The following is a 20,294-nucleotide window of genomic DNA, read 5'->3' as shown; positions in this document are numbered from 1 at the left end:
TCAAAACAGTGAAAATCGCCAAAGTATACCTTGTACAGCGGTTAAGGTTAACCGGCGATTGTTCGCGCAAAACAGAAAGCCGTAATGATTTCATCAGGCTGACCTTTCGCAGCGAAAAAATCTGCTCCTGAACTGCGATTTTTATGCCGAAAGGCTGTATTCAGGGAAGACAAGCTGGTAGAATCCTGCGCCATCACTACGTAACGTAGCGTCGCTAATTAACGGCGCTTATTTGCACAAATCCATTGACAAAAGAAGGCAAAGAGGGCATATTCCTCGGCCTTTGAATTGTCCACATAGAACATATTTGGGAGTTGGACTTGGCTAATATCAAATCAGCTAAGAAACGTGCCGTTCAGTCTGAAAAGGCTCGTAAGCACAACGCAAGCCGTCGCTCTATGATGCGTACTTTCATCAAGAAAGTATACGCAGCAATCGAAGCAGGCGACAAAGCTGCAGCGCAGAACGCATTTAACGAAATGCAACCAATCGTGGATCGTCAGGCTGCTAAAGGTCTGATCCACAAAAACAAAGCAGCGCGTCATAAAGCAAACCTGACCGCGCAGATCAACAAACTGGCTTAATCGCTACTTGTTGTTGCTTGTTTAAAGAACCCGCTTAACGCGGGTTTTTTTATGCCTTCAGATTGCCGGTGGCGTAAACAGCGCCGAGTAGTCACGATTGCAGATTCGCTGCACCGCCGGGTGCTGAATCATTCTTTCGGCAAATATGGCGTGATACTCCTCCATCACGTTATCCACTCTGCCTATCTCCGTAATCTTATCGTCCGAATAGAGATCGTGCGCGTACAGCGTCGGCGCAACGAAGATCGCATTATGCGCTTCGCCAAAGGCTTTCATCAGCGCCGCATCGTCGAACTCACCGAGGATTTCTACCTTCAGCCCCTGCGAATTAAACCAGTTCAGCAGCTTGCGTCCGAGCATGGAACGTCTTCCCGGCACCAGCAGACGGCGCTCTTCAAGGCACGCGGGGAACGGTTTCTCCGGCGGCGGATTAATGCACCAGAAGCTCACGCCGCATTCGCCAATCTTCACCGAGAACAGCCCTTCCTGCTGGGTGGAGTCAATCGGGCAGTCCGAGATAATCATGTCCAGCTTGTGCTGGCTCAGCTGCTCCAGCAGCATCTCGTGGGTGGATTCAAAGCAGCGCAGGTGGATTTGCTCGTCTTCGACTACCGCCGCATCCAGCACGCCGCTCACCAGCCTCTTGGACAGCGCATCCGCCACGCCCACGTCAAAGAGCAGGTTCGACTCTTTGCGATAGTTGACGATATCCAGCATCTCCTGGCTCAGGGTGAACATTTTGTCCGCGTAGCGGAAAACCAGCTCGCCCAGTTCGCTGGGTTCAATCCCACGCCCCTTTCGCTTGAACAGCTTGCCCTGCAGGCGCTCTTCCAGGGCCTTGATTTGCCCGGTGATGGTTTGCGGAGTCAGGTAGAGCGCCTCTGCCGCCCCCACCACCGAGCCCTGTTTGTAAACGTGCCAGAAGTAGTACAGATGGTTGTAATTTAAATGAGACATCGCGTCTTCTCTCCCTGAGTGTATATCGGAAGGAGGATCGCCTCCTCCCGGTGTTCCGTTATGCCTGTACGGCCTGTCCGGACAACTTCACCTTCAACAAGGTATAACCGATTACCGCGGCCAGTAATGATCCGATGAGAATGCCGAGTTTAGCCCAGACGATAAGCTCAGGCGCATGCGCACCAAACGCAAGGGTCGAGATAAAGATCGACATCGTAAACCCGATTCCGCACAGCACGCCGACGGCCATAATTTGACCAAACGTTGTGCCGTGCGGTAATGACGCCAGCTTCAGCTTCGTCGCCAGCCAGCAGAAGAGGCTAATGCCCAACGGCTTACCAATAAACAGCCCGGCAATGATGCCCAGCGGCAGCACGGACGTCAGCCCGTCCAGCGTCACGCCGCCGAGGGAAACGCCCGCGTTGGCAAACGCAAACAGCGGCAGGATCATAAAGGCAACCCACGGGTGCAGCACATGCTCCAGCTGTTTGGCAGGCGACTTGCCGTCCTGCGGCTTAAGCGGCACGAAGAAGCCCACAATCACGCCTGCCAGCGTGGCGTGCACGCCGGATTTTAGCACCGCCGTCCACAGCACCATCCCCACCAGGATATAGATACCGATGCGGCGAACATTGAAGATGTTCAGCAGCGCCAGCACCGCAATCGCCCCGGCGGCGACGCTCAGGGACAGGATCGACAGATCGCTGGTGTAGAACAGCGCGATAATCACAATGGCGCCCAGGTCATCGATGATCGCCAGCGCCATCAGGAAGATTTTCAGGGCCACCGGCACGCGGCTACCGAGCAAGGCTAAGACACCGAGCGCAAAGGCGATATCCGTCGCGGCCGGGATCGCCCAGCCGTCACGCGCAACAGGATCCTGCCAGGTGAACGCCAGGAAGAGCAACGCCGGAACGACCATTCCGCCGATGGCTGCGATCACAGGAAACGCCGCGCGCTGGCGGCTGGCAAGCGAGCCCAGAACCAGCTCACGCTTAACCTCAAGACCCACCAGCAGGAAGAATACCGCCATTAGCGCATCGTTGATCCACAGCAGCATGTTCTTGTTAATTTCCAGCGCCCCGACCTTCAGCTCAACGGGCGTTTCCAGAAATGCATGGTAGAGATCCTGCGTGATGCCAAGGTTAGCCAGCACCATCGCGGCCGCTGCGGCAATAATCAGGATCACGCCACCGGACGCCTCACTGCTAAAGAAACGGTGTAGTAATTTCATTTAAGTTCTCTCTTTTACAACAATACCTCGATAAAACCATAATACCAAGCCAAATATCTCGGCAAAAACAGATTAATATTGAGTATAGACTCAGTTTAACCGAGCTATACGCGCAAATAAAAAAGCCCGGAATCGCTTCCGGGCTTTTCGAAGATGAAAATCAGCTAACGAATTAGCGGGTCAAATCATCGAAGAATTTTTTGACGCCATCGAAGAAGCTTTTGGAACGCGGGCTGTTTTTCTCACCCGTTGGGCCGCCAAAGCTCTCCTGCAGTTCTTTCAGCAGCTGTTTCTGCTTGTCGTTCAGGCCAACCGGCGTTTCGACGACGACGCGGCACAGCAGGTCGCCCTGGGCGCCACCGCGAACGGATTTAACGCCTTTCCCGCGCATGCGGAACAGCTTGCCGGTCTGGGTTTCCCCAGGCACTTTCAGGTTCACGCGACCGTCCAGCGTAGGCACTTCGATTTCACCGCCGAGTGCCGCCATCGCGAAGTTGATCGGCACTTCGCAGTACAGGTTATTACCTTCACGCTCAAAGATGGCGTGCTGCTTGACCTGAACCTGAACGTACAGATCGCCCGCCGGTGCGCCGTGCTCCCCTGCTTCGCCCTCACCTGCCAGACGGATGCGGTCGCCCGTATCAACGCCAGCCGGGATCTTAACGGACAGTGTTTTGGTTTTCTCAACGCGACCGTGCCCGTGGCATTTGGTGCATGGATCTTTAATCAGCGTGCCGCGACCGTGACAGTGAGGACAGGCCTGCTGTACCGCGAAGAAGCCCTGGCGCATCTGTACCTGACCAGAGCCGTGACAGGTTGGACAGGTCTGTGGCTGCGTACCCGCTTTCGCGCCGCTGCCGTGGCAAACGTCACACTCTTCCAGCGTCGGGATACGGATCTCTTTGGTGACACCGCGAACGGCCTCTTCCAGCGTCAGCTCCATGTTGTAGCGCAGGTCCGCGCCGCGCGTCGCGCGCTGACGACCACGACCGCCGCCGAAGATATCGCCGAACACATCGCCAAAGATATCGCTGAAGTCAGCGCCGCCGCCAAAGCCGCCGCCGCCGAATCCACCGCCGCCCATGCCGCCCTGTTCAAAGGCTGCGTGACCGTACTGGTCATAGGCCGCACGTTTTTGTGCATCGGTCAGGACTTCGTAGGCTTCTTTGATCTCTTTAAATTTGGCTTCAGCCTCTTTGTCACCCTGGTTACGGTCCGGGTGGAATTTCATGGCCAGGCGCTTGTACGCCTTTTTGATTTCACGCTCTTCCGCAGTTTTCGGAACGCCTAAAATCTCGTAATAGTCTTGCTTTGCCATTGGTTTTTTTAAGCCCCTTAACATGCGAGCACGGGCGTGGAGAGTTCTCCTACGCCCGTGCCGATTAATTACCCTGCATCAGGGCGATTATTTTTTATCTTTAACTTCTTCGAACTCAGCGTCGACAACGTCGTCGTCTTTCGCGTTGTTCGCCGAAGCGTCAGCGCCCGCCTGCTGTTGAGCGTGCTGCTGCTGAGCGATTTCCATCAGCTTCTGAGAAGCCTGCGCCAGTTCCTGCATCTTCGCTTCGATGTCCGCTTTATCTTCACCTTTCAGTGAGGATTCCAGCGCGCTCAGTGCAGCTTCGATAGCAGTCTTGTCTTCCGCTGGCAGCTTATCGCCTGCTTCTTCAACCTGCTTACGGGTGCTGTGCAGCAGATGGTCACCCTGGTTGCGGGTCTGAACCAGCTCTTCGAACTTACGGTCGGATTCCGCGTTAGCTTCGGCATCGCGAACCATTTTTTCGATTTCCGCTTCGTTCAGGCCAGAAGATGCCTTGATGGTGATCTTCTGCTCTTTACCGCTGTTTTTGTCTTTCGCAGATACGTGCAGGATACCGTCAGCATCGATGTCGAAGGTCACTTCGATCTGCGGCATGCCGCGCGGTGCCGGATTAATACCGTCCAGGTTGAACTGACCCAGAGATTTGTTATCCGCCGCACGCTTACGCTCACCCTGCAGCACATGGATGGTTACCGCAGACTGGTTGTCTTCAGCGGTAGAGAACACCTGGCTGTGCTTGGTTGGGATGGTGGTGTTTTTGTTGATGAGCGCAGTCATCACACCGCCCATGGTTTCGATACCCAGAGACAGCGGGGTAACGTCCAGCAGCAGTACGTCTTTCACTTCACCGGTCAATACGCCACCCTGAACCGCAGCGCCGATTGCCACCGCTTCGTCCGGGTTAACGTCTTTACGTGGCTCTTTACCAAAGAACTCAGCCACTTTCTTCTGCACCATTGGCATACGGGTCTGGCCACCAACGAGGATAACGTCGTTGATATCAGACACGGACAGGCCAGCGTCCTGCAGAGCAACTTTCAGCGGCTCGATAGAACGGTTCACCAGGTCTTCTACCAGGCTTTCCAGTTTCGCACGGGTCACTTTGATGTTCATGTGTTTAGGACCGGTCGCGTCTGCGGTGATGTACGGCAGGTTCACGTCGGTCTGCTGAGCGGAAGACAGCTCGATCTTCGCTTTCTCAGCGGCTTCTTTCAGGCGCTGCATGGCCAGCGGATCGTTACGCAGGTCAATGCCCTGATCTTTCTTGAACTCGTCAACGAGGTAGTTGATCAGACGGGTATCGAAGTCTTCACCACCCAGGTGGGTATCACCGTTGGTTGCCAGAACTTCGAAGGTTTTTTCGCCGTCAACTTCGTCGATTTCGATAATAGAGATATCGAAGGTACCACCACCCAGGTCGTAAACCGCAATAGTACGGTTGCCAACTTCTTTATCCAGACCGTAAGCCAGTGCAGCAGCGGTTGGTTCGTTGATGATACGTTTTACTTCCAGACCTGCGATACGGCCAGCATCTTTGGTTGCCTGACGCTGAGCATCGTTGAAGTATGCAGGAACGGTGATAACAGCTTCAGTTACCGGCTCACCCAGGTAATCTTCAGCGGTTTTCTTCATTTTTTTCAGCACTTCAGCAGAAATCTGCGGTGGTGCCGTTTTGGTGCCTTTCACATCAAGCCATGCATCGCCGTTATCTGCCGCGATGATTTTGTAAGGCATGATGGAAACGTCACGCTGAACTTCTTCGTCCTGGAAGCGGCGGCCGATCAGGCGTTTAATCGCAAACAGGGTGTTTTGCGGGTTTGTCACTGCCTGACGTTTAGCCGGCTGACCAACCAGAGTTTCACCATCCTGGGTATAAGCAATGATAGAAGGCGTGGTGCGATCGCCCTCGGCGTTCTCCAGCACGCGTGCAGTAGTGCCATCCATAATCGCTACACAAGAGTTGGTAGTACCCAGGTCGATACCAATAATTTTACCCATCTAAACGTCTCCACTAAAAATTCAGTCAACATGTGGTTGTGTACCTGTAATAAGGGCAGAACGTGCTTTTTCAACTGCCCAGATTTGATTTTTTTCAGGTCCACACACTGCGGTTGACTACAAGATGGGGTCGCGACGGCATCCATCAAGGGGCAAGCATAAAAAAAATTTTAATTTCACCCTGATGAGATCATAGACGCCATCGATAGCGCCCATTATGATGCCGCGCCCCGTCAGGGAGTATTGACGCGGGTTTAACCATTTCACCATATTAATGATGATTTTTTTGAGGACTTATGGGCAACACTAAGTTGGCTAATCCGGCTCCGCTGGGCCTGATGGGTTTTGGCATGACCACTATCCTGCTGAACCTGCACAATATCGGGATGTTCCCGATGGATGGCATCATCCTGGCGATGGGTATTTTTTACGGCGGTATCGCGCAAATCTTCGCGGGCCTGCTGGAATATAAGAAAGGCAATACCTTCGGCTTAACCGCCTTCACCTCTTACGGTTCTTTCTGGCTGACCCTGGTTGCCATTCTGCTGCTGCCTAAAATGGGCATGGCAGACGCGGCAAACGCCCACTTCCTGGGCGTTTACCTGGGCCTGTGGGGCGTCTTCACCCTGTTCATGTTCTTCGGTACCCTGAAAGGTAACCGCATGCTGCAGTTCGTTTTCCTGAGCCTGACCGTACTGTTCGCCCTGCTGGCGATCGGTCACCTGGTGGATAACGAAGGCATCGTTCATGTTGCAGGCTGGATTGGTCTGGTTTGCGGCGCAAGCGCTATCTACCTCGCAATGGGTGAAGTGCTGAACGAGCAGTTTGACCGCACCATTCTACCGATTGGTGAAAAACACTGATCCCTCTGTCGTGCCCGCCTCGCGGGCACGACATCCCCCCGCCTGACGAAGCCAAAATCCTAATACCAGCCCCATCAGCGAGAGCGCGAGTACATACCAGGCTGGCGCCATCGGCGACACGCCCATCAGCACCGTCACCGCAATCGGCGTCAGCCCGCCAAAAATGGCATACGACACGTTGTAGGAAAATGAGATCCCGGTGAAGCGTACCTCCGGCGGGAACGCGCGGACCATCACGTACGGTACCGCCCCGACAACGCCCACGCACAGCCCTACCGTGCCGTACAGCAGGAACAGCTGTTCAGGATGGCTGCCCGCCAGATGGTAAAACGCCCAGCTTGATGCGGCCAGTAACAGGCTGCCGACGATAAAGGTAACGCTGGCACCGAAACGATCTGCCGCCAGCCCGGCGGCCAGGCAGCCAAAGCAGAGCATGATTGTCGCGATACTGTTCGCCTGTAGCGTCACGGCAGGAGCGAAACCGTACTGCTTTTGCAGCCACACCGGGGACATCAATATCACCACCACAATGCCCGCCGAGAGCAGCCAGGTGAGCAGCATCGACACCACCACCGCTTTTTTATGGCGTACCACGACCGCCTTCACCGGCAGCTCCTGCGCCAGCGCCTTGCGCTGCTGCATCTCGAGGAAAATCGGCGTCTCCTGCAGCCAGCGGCGCAGGTACATCGCGACCAGACCAAACGCCCCGCCCAGCAGGAACGGAATACGCCAGCCCCAGTCGTGCACGGCCTGCTGGGTCATGCTGGTGTTTACAATTGTCGCGACGACGGAACCAAGCAACATCCCTACCGTTAACCCCGCGGTTAAGGTTCCGCAGGCGATACCAATGCGGCGCGCCGGAACATGCTCCGCGACAAACACCCATGCGCCCGGCACTTCACCGCCAATCGCCGCGCCCTGAAGGACGCGCATCAGCAACAGCAGCAACGGAGCAAGGATGCCCATCGAGGCATAGGTGGGCAGCAGACCAATGGCCAGCGTCGGCACGGCCATCAGCAGAATGCTAAGGGTAAACATCTTCTTGCGCCCGACCAGATCGCCAAAGTGGGCCATGATAATGCCGCCCAGCGGACGCGCCAGATATCCGGCGGCAAAAATGCCGAAGGTTTGCACCTGACGCAGCCATTCCGGGATATCCGCCGGGAAGAAGAGTTCTCCCACCACGGCGGCGAAGAAAACAAAGATGATGAAGTCGTAAAACTCCAGCGCGCCGCCTAAGGCCGCGAGCGTGAGGGTTTTGTAGTCCTGTCGATTCAGAGGTCGGGTGTTATGTGACATAGCGAACCATTTGCGTGTGTTGTGGATTTATTTTTACAGCAATCGTAAAGAAAAAATTACTATACCGTAAAAGCTTTACCACGCTATCGCCGCTTCAGCTAATGCCACATATTGGTTAATTTCAGGAGATTGTTTCGCGGCGTGCGTTTTTCGGGCGAAAAGCTGCTACTACTTTCTCATCGGTTTCCACATAGGGGCCGTCAAGCAGCTGTATACAATACGGTACACTCGCAAAGATGCCGTGAACGAGGATGCTGCCATCTTCCGCCTTCAGCCCTTCCAGCGTCTCTTTAATTGATTTCGGCTGGCCCGGCAGATTAAGTATTAACGCCTGTTTGCGGATCACTCCCACCTGGCGGGAAAGAATGGCCGTCGGAACAAAGTGTAGACTGATCTGGCGCATCTGTTCGCCGAAGCCCGGCATTTCACGATCGGCGATCGCCAGCGTTGCGTCCGGCGTCACGTCGCGGCGCGCGGGGCCGGTTCCGCCCGTCGTCAGAACAAGGTGGCAGCTCATCTCATCCACCAGCTCGCAGAGCGTCTGCTCGATGATCGGCTGTTCGTCAGGGATCAGGCGGGTCTGAATGTCGAAGGGGGTGGTCAGCGCGCTGCCAAGCCACTCTTCCAGAGCAGGGATGCCTTTATCCTGGTAAACGCCGCTGGAGGCGCGGTCAGAAATCGACACTAAGCCGATGCGTAAGGTATTCATATCCATTCCATTCAAAAAGTACTGATTAAAGGGAATGATACACGCAGAGAGGAGATTCAGACAGGGTACGAAAGAAGTCGCGTGACCGGGAACCCGGTCACGCAGAATGATTACAGCAGGTCGCCGATCATTTTTTCCAGTTTGCCCTGGTCAACAGCAAACTTACGGATACCGTCCGCCAGCTTGTCTACAGCCATTGGATCCTGGTTGTGCTGCCACAGGAACTCGGATTCAGTGATGCGCTCTGGGCGTGCTTTCACTTCACCGGTGTAGGACAGCTTACGCTCGATGGTACCTTCGCTTTCTGCCAGCTCTTTCAGCAGCGCAGGGGCGATGGTCAGGCGGTCACAGCCAGCCAGCTCGATGATTTCTCCGACGTTACGGAAGCTTGCGCCCATAACCACTGTCTCATAGCCGTGCTGTTTGTAGTATTCGTAGATTTCAGTAACAGAAACCACGCCTGGATCTTCAGCCGGCGCGTACTCTTTCTTATCGGTGTTGGCTTTGTACCAGTCCAGAATACGGCCCACGAACGGAGAAATCAGGTATACGCCTGCTTCTGCACATGCACGCGCCTGCGCGAAGGAGAACAGCAGGGTCAGGTTACAGTTGATACCGTCTTTTTCCAGCTGCTCTGCCGCGCGGATACCCTGCCAGGTAGAAGCCAGTTTGATCAGGATACGGTCGTTGCTGATGCCAGCGTCGTTGTACATTTTGATCAGGCGTTTCGCTTTCGCGATAGACGCTTCGGTGTCGTAGGAGAGACGTGCATCCACTTCGGTAGAGATACGGCCAGGAACCAGCTTCAGGATTTCCAGACCGATGTTCACTGCCAGCTTGTCGGTGGCATCCACAACCTGCTGCGCGCGATCGTTGCTCTGTGCTTTCGCCCAGGTCACTGCGTCGTCAATCAGTTTGCGATACTCAGGGATCTGTGCGGCGTTAAGGATCAGAGAAGGGTTGGTTGTGGCATCCTGCGGCTGGTACAGCTTCATTGCCGCGATATCTCCGGTGTCAGCTACGACAGTGGTGAACTGACGAAGGGAGGTCAATTTATCCGTCATGATAGTGTTTCTCTTTTAACGTGCCCTGGATAATTCACGCTACCGACAGCATGCCTGCAGCGGAAAAATGACAGGTTTACTTGTTAGGGGGATGTAACCGGTCTGCCCTGATGATAACACGAGTGAGAGGCAGCGCAACCGCAGACAGTGCGCTTAGGTAGAGTATGGTAAACTCGGAAGATTAACAGGCTGCTAAGCAACAGCATGCCCAATCAGTGGTAGCGCTTACATATTCACTTTGGCATCAACAAGAGGGACGTTAATGCCTGATTTCTTTTTCTTTATTAACGAAGTCCTGTGGGGTTCGATAATGATTTACCTGCTTCTGGGAGCAGGTATTTGGTTTACGCTACGCAGTGGGTTTATCCAGTTTCGTTATATTCGCAAGTTTGGCAGAAGTCTGAAAAACAGCGTTACGCCCCAGCCGGGCGGATTAACGTCGTTCCAGGCACTCTGTACCAGCCTGGCGGCACGCCTCGGCAGCGGGAATCTGGCGGGCGTTGCGCTGGCCATCAGCGCCGGTGGGCCAGGTGCGGTCTTCTGGATGTGGGTAACGGCGCTACTCGGGATGGCCACCTCCTTTGCGGAAAGTTCGCTCGCCCAGCTGTATAAAGAGAAAGATAAAAACGGCCAGTTTCGCGGAGGTCCTGCCTGGTACATGGCGCGTGGCTTAGGGATGCGCTGGATGGGCGTTCTGTTCTCGCTTTTTTTACTGCTCGCGTACGGCCTTATTTTTAATACCGTCCAGGCAAATTCTGTCGCCAATGCCCTGCGCTATGCCTTCTCCTGCCCGGAGTGGATCGCCGGTATCGTGTTAGCCCTCGTCGTTTTGCTCACCATTTCAGCCGGTCTCAGGGGCATCGCCCGCCTGATGCAGTGGCTGGTTCCCGTTATGGCGCTGCTTTGGGTTGTCGCGAGCCTGTTCGTCGCCGCACTGCATATCGACCAGGTGCCGGGCGTGATTGCGACCATCGTCAAAAGCGCTTTTGGCTGGCGCGAGGTGGCCTCCGGGGCGCTGGGCTACACCTTCAGCCAGGCGCTGATGGCGGGTTTTCAGCGGGGCATGTTCTCCAATGAAGCCGGAATGGGGTCAACCCCCAACGCGGCCGCTGCCGCCTCTTCCTGGCCGCCACACCCGGCGGCACAGGGCATTGTGCAGATGATTGGCGTCTTTACCGATACCATTATCATCTGCTCCGCCAGCGCCATGATTTTGCTGCTGGCAGGCCCCGTCCCGCATACTTCTGGTACCGCCGGGATACAGCTTCTCCAGCAGGCGCTGGTGAACCTGACCGGCGGCTGGGGAGCAGGATTTGTCTCGCTCGTCCTGGTGCTGTTTGCCTTCAGTTCGATTGTGGTGAATTACCTCTACGCCGAAAATAACCTTATTTTCCTGAAACTCGACTCCCGCGCCGCAATCGGAACCCTGCGTCTCGCGGTCATTCTGATGATCATCGCTGGCTCCTTCCTCAGTATGCCGCTGGTCTGGCAGCTGGCCGATATCATTATGGCGCTGATGGCGATCACGAACCTCACCGCTATCCTGCTGCTCTCACCCGTTGTGACCCTGATTGCCAGAGACTATCTGCGTCAGCGCAAACTCGGCGTTCCGCCGGTATTTGATCCCGCCCGCTATCCCGACGTTAAGGCGCAGCTTGCCCCCGGCACGTGGGATGATTTGCCGCGGCAATAACAGCTATCGATCAATTCAGGGCGATTTTTTGCTAAAGTCGCTCTAAATTTCCTGCAAGGACTGGATATGCTGATTCTGATTTCACCTGCAAAAACGCTCGACTACCAGAGCCAGCTCGCCACCGAGCGCTATACCCAGCCTGAACTGCTGGACTACTCGCAACAGCTGATCCGCGAAGCGCGTAAGCTCTCTGCGCCGCAAATCGCCTCGCTGATGAGCATCAGCGACAAGCTGGCCGATCTTAACGCGACCCGCTTTCACGAGTGGCACCCGGATTTCACCCCGGCGAACGCTCGCCAGGCGATTCTGGCGTTTAAAGGTGATGTCTACACCGGCCTGCAGGCGGAAGATTTTAGCGAAGCCGATTTCGATTTTGCCCAGCAGCATCTGCGCATGCTGTCGGGACTGTACGGCGTACTGCGCCCGCTGGATCTGATGCAGCCGTATCGTCTGGAGATGGGGATTCGCCTGGAAAATGCCAAAGGCAAAGATCTGTACCATTTCTGGGGCGATATCATTACCGACAAGCTTAATGCGGCGCTGCGTGCACAGGGCGATAACGTAGTGATTAACCTGGCGTCCGATGAATATTACAAGTCGGTGAAGCCGAAAAAACTGGATGCCGACATCATCAAGCCGGTATTCCTTGACGAGAAGAACGGCAAGTTCAAAGTGATCAGCTTCTACGCCAAGAAAGCGCGTGGCCTGATGAGCCGCTATATTATCCAGAACCGCCTGACGAAGCCGGAGCAGCTAACCGCCTTCAACAGCGAAGGCTATTTCTTTGACGAAGAAGCGTCAGGGAAAGGCGAGCTGGTGTTTAAGCGCCACGAGCAGTAAAACAAACCCCGCCAGCTGGCGGGGTTTTGCATTAGTGGTGTTTCCAGTCCGGGCCGCGATCGTCGCGGTGGTCATCGTGATGATGGTCATCGTGACGATCGTCGTGTTTACGATGCTCATCATGTGGACGCCAGTGGTTATCACGCCAGTCATAATGCGCCTTCCACCAGTCGTGGTCGCGCCAGCGGCCGCCGTCCCAGTAATGACCGTTGTTATCCTGGTCGCCAATCTGCAGTTTAACCGCCGGTACGAGGGTAATTTCAGATGCCTGAACCGCCATGGGGGCGGCCAGCACCAGTGAAAGCGCGATGAGTGCAGGTTTCAGTGTAGACACAGGTGACTCCTTATTCTTCTTGCCCAACGTGGGCCGATGTAAGGAGATTACGCGAGGGGAACGGGGGATGTTATTCTCTGCAATCCTAAAGGCTAAGTGACCGCATTTATTGGGAATTTCTGCTTTTTTCCTGCTTTTTCTCTCCTTAATTTCTCCATAAAAAAGCCGGGTGGCGGCTTCGCCTTACCCGGCATAGAGATCGGTGTTGCGATTGCCGGGTGGCGCTGCGCTTACCCGGCCTACGATTAGGTCGTCGTGGTCGTTGTAAGCCCGGTAAGGCGTAGCCGCCACCGGGCAACACAATCACGCGCGGGTCATCATCAGCTTACGCAGCGCGGCAAAATCTGCCGGCAGCTCATGTGACAGCAGAGGCAGGTCGGCGCGCTCGGCCAGCTCTTTCGGCAGCGGCAGCGTTTCGCCCAGGATCGCTTCTACGTTCTCTTTGAACTTCGCCGGATGCGCGGTGCCCAGGAACAGGCCATATTCACCCGGGTTAAGCTGGTCGCGCAGCGCGCGGTAGGCAATCGCCGCGTGCGGTTCAGAGGTATACCCCACCGCCTTCAGCTCGCGCATGGTCTCTTTGGTGGTTTCATCCGTCACCGCGGCGTAACCCAGGTCACCCAAACGCCAGATCTTACGGCGGAACAGCTCTTCCACGCGCGGCCAGTTGTTCGGCTGTGACACATCCATCGCGTTGGAGAGCGTCGCCTGCGTAGCGTTCGGCGCCCACTTCCCGTCTTTCAGGAAGCGCGGCACGGTGTCGTTGGCGTTGGTCGCTGCGATAAAGCGTTTCACCGGCAGACCCAGGGATTTCGCCAGTAGACCTGCCGTCAGGTCACCGAAGTTACCGCTCGGCACGGAGATCACCAGCTGGTTGCGCGCTTCCTGCGGCAGCTGCGCCACCGCTTCGAAGTAGTAGCAAATCTGCGCCAGCAGACGGCTGATGTTGATGGAGTTAGCAGAGTTCAGACCCAGAGCCACCTTCAGCTCTTCGTCGTCGAAAGCCTGCTTGACCAGCGCCTGGCAGGCATCGAAATCGCCGTCAATTGCCACGGTTTCAATGTTGCCGCCGAGCGTACAGAACAGTTTTTCCTGCAGCGGGCTGATTTTGCCTTTCGGATAGAGGATCACCACGCGGACGTTTTTCAGGCCGTAGAAGGCATGCGCCACCGCCGCACCAGTATCTCCGGAGGTCGCGGTCAGGATGGTCACCGGTTTGTCGCCGCTGATGTGGGTCAGCATCTGCGCCATAAAGCGGCCGCCGAAGTCTTTAAACGCCAGCGTCGGGCCGTGGAACAGCTCCAGGCAGCCAACGTCAGGCTCAACCTGCTTCACCGGCGCCGGGAAAGCGAACGCCGCACGCACGCGCTCTTCCAGCAGCTCCTGCGGAATTTCGTCGCCGATAAACGCAGACAGAATTTTGGTGCTGCGGGTGACGAAGTCCTGTTTCAACAGCTCGTCGATGTCGGTCAGCTGGAATTCCGGCAGGTCATGCGGGAAGAACAGCCCCTGATTTTTGCCCAGCCCCTGAGTTACCGCCTGCGCGAAGCTGACCTGCTCGTTATGATCTTTAAGGTTATAGAGTTTCATTAATTATCCCAGTACTCGTGCGCCAGCCGTGTCCAGACGGCAAATATGAACAAAGCCTTCCTGATTTTGCAGGTAGTGTTTAGAGAGCCAGTCCGCCACGCGCTGCGCGGTGTCAGGCTTGTCGCACAGGGCGAACAGCGTCGGGCCGGAGCCGGAGATGCCGCACGCCTGCGCGCCGATATCCATGGATGCCTGTCGCGCCTCGTTAAAGCCCGGCAGCAGCTTCGTGCGGTACGGCTCGGCAATGACGTCCTTCATCAGCTTCGCCGCCAGCTGCGGCTGACGGGTGTAGCAGGCGTGGATAAAGCCCGCCAGATGACGCCCGTGGGCGATACAGTCCTGACGACGATACTGCGCGGGCAGGATCGCACGCGCTTCCGCGGTAGAGACCTTAATGCCCGGATAGGCCAGCACCCACAGCCACTCATCAAACCCTGGCACCTGCTGGCTGATGATGCCATTTTCTTCGATCATCAGCTGCATGCCGCCGAGGAAGCACGGCGCCACGTTGTCATAGTGAATGCTGCCGGAGATGCGCCCTTCCAGCTCGCCCATCAACCCCAGCAGGCGGTTGTTGTTTAGCGGCTTGCCGCAGTGCTCGTTCATCGCCACCAGCGCGGCGACCACCGAGCAGGCGCTGGAACCCAGACCCGAGCCAATCGGCATACTTTTTTCCAGCGTCATGGCAACCGGCACGTTTTTACCGATCTCCTGACAGAAGCGTTCCCAGCACTGATAGACGATATTCTCGCGCGGGTCTGACGGCAGTTTGCTGGCGAAGCGGCCCACGTTATTCAGGCTGAAGCTGTCTGCCGCTTCCACCGTGACCGTATCGCCCAGCAGTGAACCATCCACCGGCGTCACCGCCGCGCCCAGCACGTCAAATCCGACGCTCATATTCGCGCTGGAAGCCGGGGCATAAACTTTGACCATGTTAAACTCCTAACTTCCATGACAGGGTACGCAGCAGATCGGCAAACACACCCGCCGCCGTAACATCGTTCCCTGCGCCATAGCCGCGAAGCACCAGCGGCAGTGGCTGATAATAGTGGCTGTAAAACGCGAGGGCGTTTTCGCCGTTTTTGACTTTGTACAGCGGGTCGTTGCCATCCACTTCGGCAATCTTCACCCGGCACACGCCATCTTCTTCAATGTTGCCAACATAGCGCAATACCTTACCTTCATCACGGGCTTTCGCAACGCGAGCGGCAAAAGCGTCGTCAAGCTGCGGCAAATTTGCCATGAATGCAGCGACATCACCGCTGCTGTCAAATTCTGCTGGCAGCACGGGTTCAATCACGATATCGGAAAGCTCAAGCTCACGGCCCGTTTCACGGGCGAGGATCAGCAGCTTGCGCGCCACGTCCATACCGGAGAGATCGTCACGCGGATCCGGCTCGGTATAGCCCAGCTCGCGCGCGGCGCGGGTGGCTTCCGACAGGCTCATCCCCTCATCCAGCTTGCCGAAGATAAACGACAGCGAGCCGGAGAGAATGCCGGAGAAACGCTGCAGTTCGTCGCCGGCGTTCAGCAGGTTCTGCAGGTTCTCGATAACCGGCAGGCCCGCGCCCACGTTGGTGTCGTACAGGAACTTGCGGCGCGACTTGCTCGCCGCCAGACGCAGCTGGTGATAGTAATCCATCGACGAGGTGTTGGCCTTTTTGTTCGGCGTCACCACGTGGAACCCCTCGCGCAGGAAGTCGGCGTACTGATCGGCCACCGTCTGGTTCGAGGTACAGTCGACGATCACCGGGTTAAGCAGATGATACTCTTTCACCAGGCGGATCAGGCGCCCCAGGTTGAACGGCTCTTTCGCCTCGTTCATCTCGGCCTGCCAGTTTTCCAGGTTAAGGCCATGCACATTGGTCAGCAACGCTCTGGAGTTGGCAATCCCACAGACGCGCAGATCGATATGTTTCTTCTTCAGCCACTCCTGCTGACGCTTCACCTGGTCCAGCAGCGCGCCGCCCACCCCGCCGACGCCAATCAGGAACAGTTCGATAACCTGGTCGGTGTTGAACAGCATCTGGTGAACCACGCGTACGCCGGTGGTGGCGTCATCGTTGTCCACAACAACAGAAATTGAACGCTCTGACGAGCCCTGGGCAATCGCCACGATATTGATATTGGCGCGCGCCAGCGCGGCAAAGAACTTGGCGGAGATACCGCGCAGCGTGCGCATGCCGTCGCCGACCACGGAGATAATCGCCAGACGCTCCTGAATGGCGAGCGGCTCCAGCAGCTCTTCTTTCAGCTCCAGGTAGAACTCGTCCTCCAGCGCGCGGCGGGCGCGCAGGCAGTCGGCCTGCGGCACGCAGAAGCTGATACTGTATTCGGAAGAAGACTGGGTAATCAGCACCACCGAGATACCGTTGCGGGACATAGCAGCAAAGACGCGCGCCGCCATGCCGACCATCCCCTTCATCCCCGGACCGGAGACGCTGAACATCGCCATGTTGTTGAGGTTGGAGATGCCTTTGACCGGCAAACCGTCTTCATCGGTACTCGCGCCAATCAGCGTGCCCGGCGCCTGCGGGTTACCGGTGTTTTTAATCAGGCAAGGGATCTGGAACTGGGCAATAGGGGAGATGGTACGCGGGTGAAGCACTTTGGCGCCAAAGTAGGAAAGCTCCATCGCTTCCTGGTACGACATCGACTTCAGCAGCCTGGCGTCCGGTACCTGGCGCGGGTCACAGGTATAAACGCCGTCGACGTCAGTCCAGATTTCACAACAGTCCGCGCGTAAACAGGCGGCCAGCACGGCGGCGGAGTAGTCGGAGCCGTTACGGCCCAGCACCACCAGCTCGCCCTTCTCGTTACCGGCGGTGAAGCCTGCCATCAGGATCATATGGTCAGACGGAATTTTGCTGGCGGCGATACGGCGGGTTGATTCGGCAATATCAACGGTGGATTCGAGGTAGTGGCCCACCGCCAGCAGTTTTTCAACCGGATCGATTACGGTCACGCTATGGCCGCGCGCTTCCAGCACGCCGGCCATGATGGCGATAGAGAGTTTTTCGCCCCGGCAGATCAGCGCCGCGTTGACGCTGTCCGGGCACTGGCCGAGAAGGCTGATGCCGTGCAGGACGTGTTTGATTTGCGCGAACTCCTGCTCAACGAAGGACTTCAGTTGAGCGTGCGGGAAGCCAGGCAGCGCCTCTGCCAGCCCTTGCAGTAAGTCAGCGAAGATACGCTCTGCGTCGCTGATGTTCGGAAGTGCATCCTGGCCACCGATGGTTTTTTCAATCATCGCCACCAGATGGTTCGTGATTTTTGCCGGGGCAGAGAGCACGGTAGCAACCTGCCCCTGCCTGGCGTTGCTTTCCAGGATATCGGCAACACGCAGAAAACGTTCTGCATTTGCCACTGATGTACCGCCGAACTTCAACACTCGCATGGTTCTACCTCGTTTCCTTTAGCCGAAAAAAAAGCCCGCACTGTTCAGGTGCGGGCTTTTTTTTGTTTTTCCTGTACGCGTCAGCCCGCATCGTTACCTGTGGTAATGATGATGGTTGTAGTAATGGTGGTGATGCTGATGCGTTTCATGGATGTTGTGTACTCTGTCATTATTATCTGTCTGTCCTGTATTCTTTTAGGGTTAAAGGATCGGGCACCTTAAGTCAACGAATTTTTAATTTGATCACAATTCGGGAGACTCTCACCTCCCGCTGTTTGCAGATTTATTTTCATCCGATTCGCCCAGATGCAACCCATCAGGACAGACTTATTCTCCATAGTAAAAACTTATGACAGGATTTTACTCCGCTAATTTTTTTTCAATATCGTGCAGCAAACGGTGCAGCATTGCGGTGTCCCGCTGCTCAAGACGGCCCAAACGCTGCTGCAGCCAGTCAGCCATTTTCTGATCGTCCGCTACCCCCAGCTGAGACAAGAGTTGCTCAACGCGAGCGCGCAGCGCAGCCAGCTGATTTTCATTTGCCCCTTCTGCCGGAGGTTGGGGGATTTGTATTAGGGAGGCTAATTGATAGCAGTAAACCATGACCGCCTGGCCTAAATTCAGGGAGGGATAATCGGCGACCATCGGCGCACCGGTAAGAACGTCCGCCAGCTCCAGCTCTTCGTTGGTTAATCCGGAATCTTCGCGACCAAACACCAGCGCGGCCTTCTCCAGCCACTGGCTTTTCTCGCTCAGCATCGGCACCAGCTCCGCTGGCGTGGCATAGTAATGGAACTTCGCACGGCTGCGCGCGGTGGTCGCAACGGTAAACGAAATGTCGTGCAGCGCATCAGCAAGCGTAGCGTAAGTGGTTATATTATCGAGGATATCGCCCGATCCGTGGGCTACCCAACGAGCCGCAGGCTCCAGGTGGGCAGTGCTGTCCACGATACGTAAATCTGTGAACCCCATGGTTTTCATGGCACGCGCGGCAGCGCCTATATTTTCGGCTCTGGCTGGGGCAACCAGTACAATCGACAGATGCATTTATGCTCTCTTTTTAATCAGTTAGCGGGTAAAAATGTGATGCACTTCAACATATTACGCAGCGCGAATTTACAAAATTGCAACACAAATCACCGAAATAGCGTTTCATAACAAATTAAAAACGCTAAACTATTCCTTGTCTGAACAATCAGTTAGAATGTTAACAGAACACCATTATCCCTATGTTTTATAATGATAATAGCAACATGAATACCCTATTCTGATTGGATTCGCTTCGTTTATAAATCAATGTCCGCAACTAGTTGGTTTATTGAAAAATTGTGACAAAGGCTAGCATTCCGCTACGATGATTTCATCAAACTGTTAACGTGCTACAATTGAACTTGATATATGTCAACGAAGCGTAGTTTTATTGGGTGTCTGGTGTCACTTAGCCTGTTATGTTGCTGTTAAAATGGTTAGGATGACAGCCGTTTTTGACACTGTCGGGTCCAAAGGGAAAGTACCCAAGACCAAGCTAATGATGTTGTTGACGTTGATGGAAAGTGCATCAAGAACGCAATTACGTACTTTAGTCACGTTAAGCCGATCATGTTAATTTGCGACATGCATCAGGCAGGTCAGGGACTTTTGTACTTCCTGTTTCGATTTAGTTGGCAATTTAGGTAGCAAACATGCAGACCCCGCACATTCTTATCGTTGAAGACGAGTTGGTAACACGCAACACGTTAAAGAGCATTTTCGAAGCAGAAGGCTACGATGTCTTTGAAGCGACCGATGGCGCAGAGATGCATCAGATCCTTTCTGAAAATGATATCAACCTGGTGATCATGGATATTAACCTGCCGGGCAAAAACGGTCTTCTTCTGGCGCGCGAACTGCGCGAGCAGGCGAACGTCGCGTTAATGTTCCTGACGGGCCGTGATAACGAAGTTGATAAAATTCTTGGCCTGGAAATCGGTGCGGATGACTACATCACCAAGCCGTTCAATCCTCGCGAGTTAACCATTCGTGCACGCAACCTGCTGTCCCGCACCATGAACCTGGGTACGGTCAGCGAAGAGCGTCGTAGCGTAGACAGCTACAAATTCAACGGCTGGGAACTTGATATCAATAGCCGTTCGCTGATTAGCCCGAACGGTGAGCAGTATAAACTGCCGCGCAGTGAATTCCGCGCGATGCTGCACTTCTGCGAAAACCCGGGCAAAATTCAGTCCCGTGCAGAGCTGCTGAAGAAAATGACCGGTCGTGAGCTGAAACCGCACGACCGTACCGTAGACGTGACCATTCGTCGTATTCGTAAGCATTTCGAATCTACGCCAGATACGCCGGAAATCATCGCCACGATCCACGGCGAAGGGTATCGTTTCTGCGGCGATCTGCAGGAATAATCCCGCAGTTAA

19 protein-coding genes, 1 pseudogene and 1 other annotated feature are annotated in these 20,294 nt (G+C 55.4%); of the genes and pseudogenes, 5 read left to right on the top strand and 15 right to left on the bottom strand.

Annotated features, from left to right (window positions below; genetic code table 11):
* Positions 1 to 219 (bottom strand): annotated as a pseudogene (locus WM95_RS27565) (DUF2575 domain-containing protein).
* A gap of 101 nt (positions 220 to 320) precedes the next feature.
* On the opposite strand from WM95_RS27565, the gene rpsT reads away from it, so the two are divergent.
* On the top strand, positions 321 to 584 hold the full coding sequence (rpsT, locus tag WM95_RS03740) for a 30S ribosomal protein S20 (RefSeq protein ID WP_003856458.1): 264 nt from the start codon (positions 321 to 323) through the stop codon (positions 582 to 584).
* Positions 585 to 641: 57 nt separating this feature from the next.
* Here rpsT and nhaR read toward each other — a convergent pair whose 3' ends face one another.
* From nhaR to dnaK, 4 genes are all read right to left on the bottom strand, one after another.
* Positions 642 to 1,541 (bottom strand): transcriptional activator NhaR, encoded by a 900-nt coding sequence (nhaR, locus tag WM95_RS03735; RefSeq protein ID WP_032660752.1) that lies wholly within the window; start codon positions 1,539 to 1,541, stop codon positions 642 to 644.
* A 58-nt stretch (positions 1,542 to 1,599) separates the two neighbouring features.
* The gene (gene nhaA, locus WM95_RS03730; RefSeq protein WP_023310348.1) at positions 1,600 to 2,775 is read right to left on the bottom strand and encodes a Na+/H+ antiporter NhaA; all 1,176 of its coding nucleotides are present in this window, start codon (positions 2,773 to 2,775) and stop codon (positions 1,600 to 1,602) included.
* A 172-nt stretch (positions 2,776 to 2,947) separates the two neighbouring features.
* Complete coding sequence (dnaJ, locus tag WM95_RS03725; protein WP_045400956.1) at positions 2,948 to 4,093, bottom strand: molecular chaperone DnaJ; 1,146 nt, start codon at positions 4,091 to 4,093, stop codon at positions 2,948 to 2,950.
* Positions 4,094 to 4,180: 87 nt separating this feature from the next.
* Complete coding sequence (dnaK, locus tag WM95_RS03720; RefSeq protein WP_008502041.1) at positions 4,181 to 6,094, bottom strand: molecular chaperone DnaK; 1,914 nt, start codon at positions 6,092 to 6,094, stop codon at positions 4,181 to 4,183.
* 296 nt (positions 6,095 to 6,390) lie between these two features.
* On the opposite strand from dnaK, the gene satP reads away from it, so the two are divergent.
* Complete coding sequence (gene satP, locus WM95_RS03715) at positions 6,391 to 6,957, top strand: acetate uptake transporter (RefSeq protein WP_023334461.1); 567 nt, start codon at positions 6,391 to 6,393, stop codon at positions 6,955 to 6,957.
* On the opposite strand, the gene WM95_RS03710 is transcribed toward satP, so the two are convergent.
* The 3 genes from WM95_RS03710 to tal all read right to left on the bottom strand — a co-directional run bounded on the left by WM95_RS03710 (position 6,934) and on the right by tal (position 10,029).
* On the bottom strand, positions 6,934 to 8,256 hold the full coding sequence (locus tag WM95_RS03710; protein WP_088544639.1) for an MFS transporter: 1,323 nt from the start codon (positions 8,254 to 8,256) through the stop codon (positions 6,934 to 6,936). The two genes, satP and WM95_RS03710, sit on opposite strands and share 24 nt — an antisense overlap.
* A gap of 121 nt (positions 8,257 to 8,377) precedes the next feature.
* Entirely contained in the window at positions 8,378 to 8,965 is a 588-nt protein-coding gene (gene mog, locus WM95_RS03705) for a molybdopterin adenylyltransferase (RefSeq protein ID WP_063408258.1), read from the bottom strand.
* A gap of 110 nt (positions 8,966 to 9,075) precedes the next feature.
* Positions 9,076 to 10,029, bottom strand: a complete 954-nt coding sequence (gene tal, locus WM95_RS03700; protein WP_023310342.1) for a transaldolase — start codon at positions 10,027 to 10,029, stop codon at positions 9,076 to 9,078.
* Between the two features lie 262 nt (positions 10,030 to 10,291).
* Between tal and WM95_RS03695 the strand changes: the two genes are divergently transcribed.
* Both WM95_RS03695 and yaaA read left to right on the top strand, forming a co-directional pair.
* Positions 10,292 to 11,722, top strand: a complete 1,431-nt coding sequence (locus WM95_RS03695; RefSeq protein WP_063408257.1) for an alanine/glycine:cation symporter family protein — start codon at positions 10,292 to 10,294, stop codon at positions 11,720 to 11,722.
* A gap of 66 nt (positions 11,723 to 11,788) precedes the next feature.
* Positions 11,789 to 12,562, top strand: coding sequence for a peroxide stress protein YaaA (gene yaaA / locus WM95_RS03690; protein WP_063408256.1), 774 nt, complete (start codon positions 11,789 to 11,791; stop codon positions 12,560 to 12,562).
* Between the two features lie 31 nt (positions 12,563 to 12,593).
* On the opposite strand, the gene WM95_RS03685 is transcribed toward yaaA, so the two are convergent.
* From WM95_RS03685 to yjjY, 7 genes are all read right to left on the bottom strand, one after another.
* Positions 12,594 to 12,896 carry a DUF2502 domain-containing protein gene (locus WM95_RS03685; protein WP_023310339.1) on the bottom strand — a complete coding sequence of 101 codons (303 nt, stop codon included), beginning with the start codon at positions 12,894 to 12,896 and terminating at the stop codon, positions 12,594 to 12,596.
* Between the two features lie 303 nt (positions 12,897 to 13,199).
* The gene (thrC, locus tag WM95_RS03680) at positions 13,200 to 14,486 is read right to left on the bottom strand and encodes a threonine synthase (RefSeq protein ID WP_063408255.1); all 1,287 of its coding nucleotides are present in this window, start codon (positions 14,484 to 14,486) and stop codon (positions 13,200 to 13,202) included.
* Positions 14,487 to 14,489: 3 nt separating this feature from the next.
* The gene (gene thrB / locus WM95_RS03675) at positions 14,490 to 15,419 is read right to left on the bottom strand and encodes a homoserine kinase (RefSeq protein WP_023310337.1); all 930 of its coding nucleotides are present in this window, start codon (positions 15,417 to 15,419) and stop codon (positions 14,490 to 14,492) included.
* A 1-nt stretch (position 15,420) separates the two neighbouring features.
* Entirely contained in the window at positions 15,421 to 17,883 is a 2,463-nt protein-coding gene (gene thrA, locus WM95_RS03670) for a bifunctional aspartate kinase/homoserine dehydrogenase I (protein ID WP_063408254.1), read from the bottom strand.
* 24 nt (positions 17,884 to 17,907) lie between these two features.
* Positions 17,908 to 18,025, bottom strand: a sequence feature (Thr leader region).
* Positions 17,964 to 18,032, bottom strand: a complete 69-nt coding sequence (gene thrL, locus WM95_RS03665; protein ID WP_015572623.1) for a thr operon leader peptide — start codon at positions 18,030 to 18,032, stop codon at positions 17,964 to 17,966. It overlaps the preceding feature by 62 nt.
* A gap of 211 nt (positions 18,033 to 18,243) precedes the next feature.
* Positions 18,244 to 18,930, bottom strand: a complete 687-nt coding sequence (locus WM95_RS03660) for a tRNA/rRNA methyltransferase (protein ID WP_032660775.1) — start codon at positions 18,928 to 18,930, stop codon at positions 18,244 to 18,246.
* Between the two features lie 399 nt (positions 18,931 to 19,329).
* Positions 19,330 to 19,470: a protein YjjY gene (yjjY, locus tag WM95_RS03655; protein WP_085928893.1), complete on the bottom strand. Its 141-nt coding sequence runs from the start codon at positions 19,468 to 19,470 to the stop codon at positions 19,330 to 19,332.
* Between the two features lie 95 nt (positions 19,471 to 19,565).
* Between yjjY and arcA the strand changes: the two genes are divergently transcribed.
* Positions 19,566 to 20,282 carry a two-component system response regulator ArcA gene (gene arcA, locus WM95_RS03650; RefSeq protein WP_003856501.1) on the top strand — a complete coding sequence of 239 codons (717 nt, stop codon included), beginning with the start codon at positions 19,566 to 19,568 and terminating at the stop codon, positions 20,280 to 20,282.
* The last annotated feature ends 12 nt before the right edge of the window (positions 20,283 to 20,294 follow it).

This window comes from Enterobacter cloacae complex sp. ECNIH7 (assembly GCF_002208095.1).
Classification (GTDB): domain Bacteria; phylum Pseudomonadota; class Gammaproteobacteria; order Enterobacterales; family Enterobacteriaceae; genus Enterobacter; species Enterobacter cloacae_M.
The sequence above is the reverse complement of the archived record's forward strand: the minus strand, read 5'-3'. Positions and strand labels throughout refer to the sequence as shown.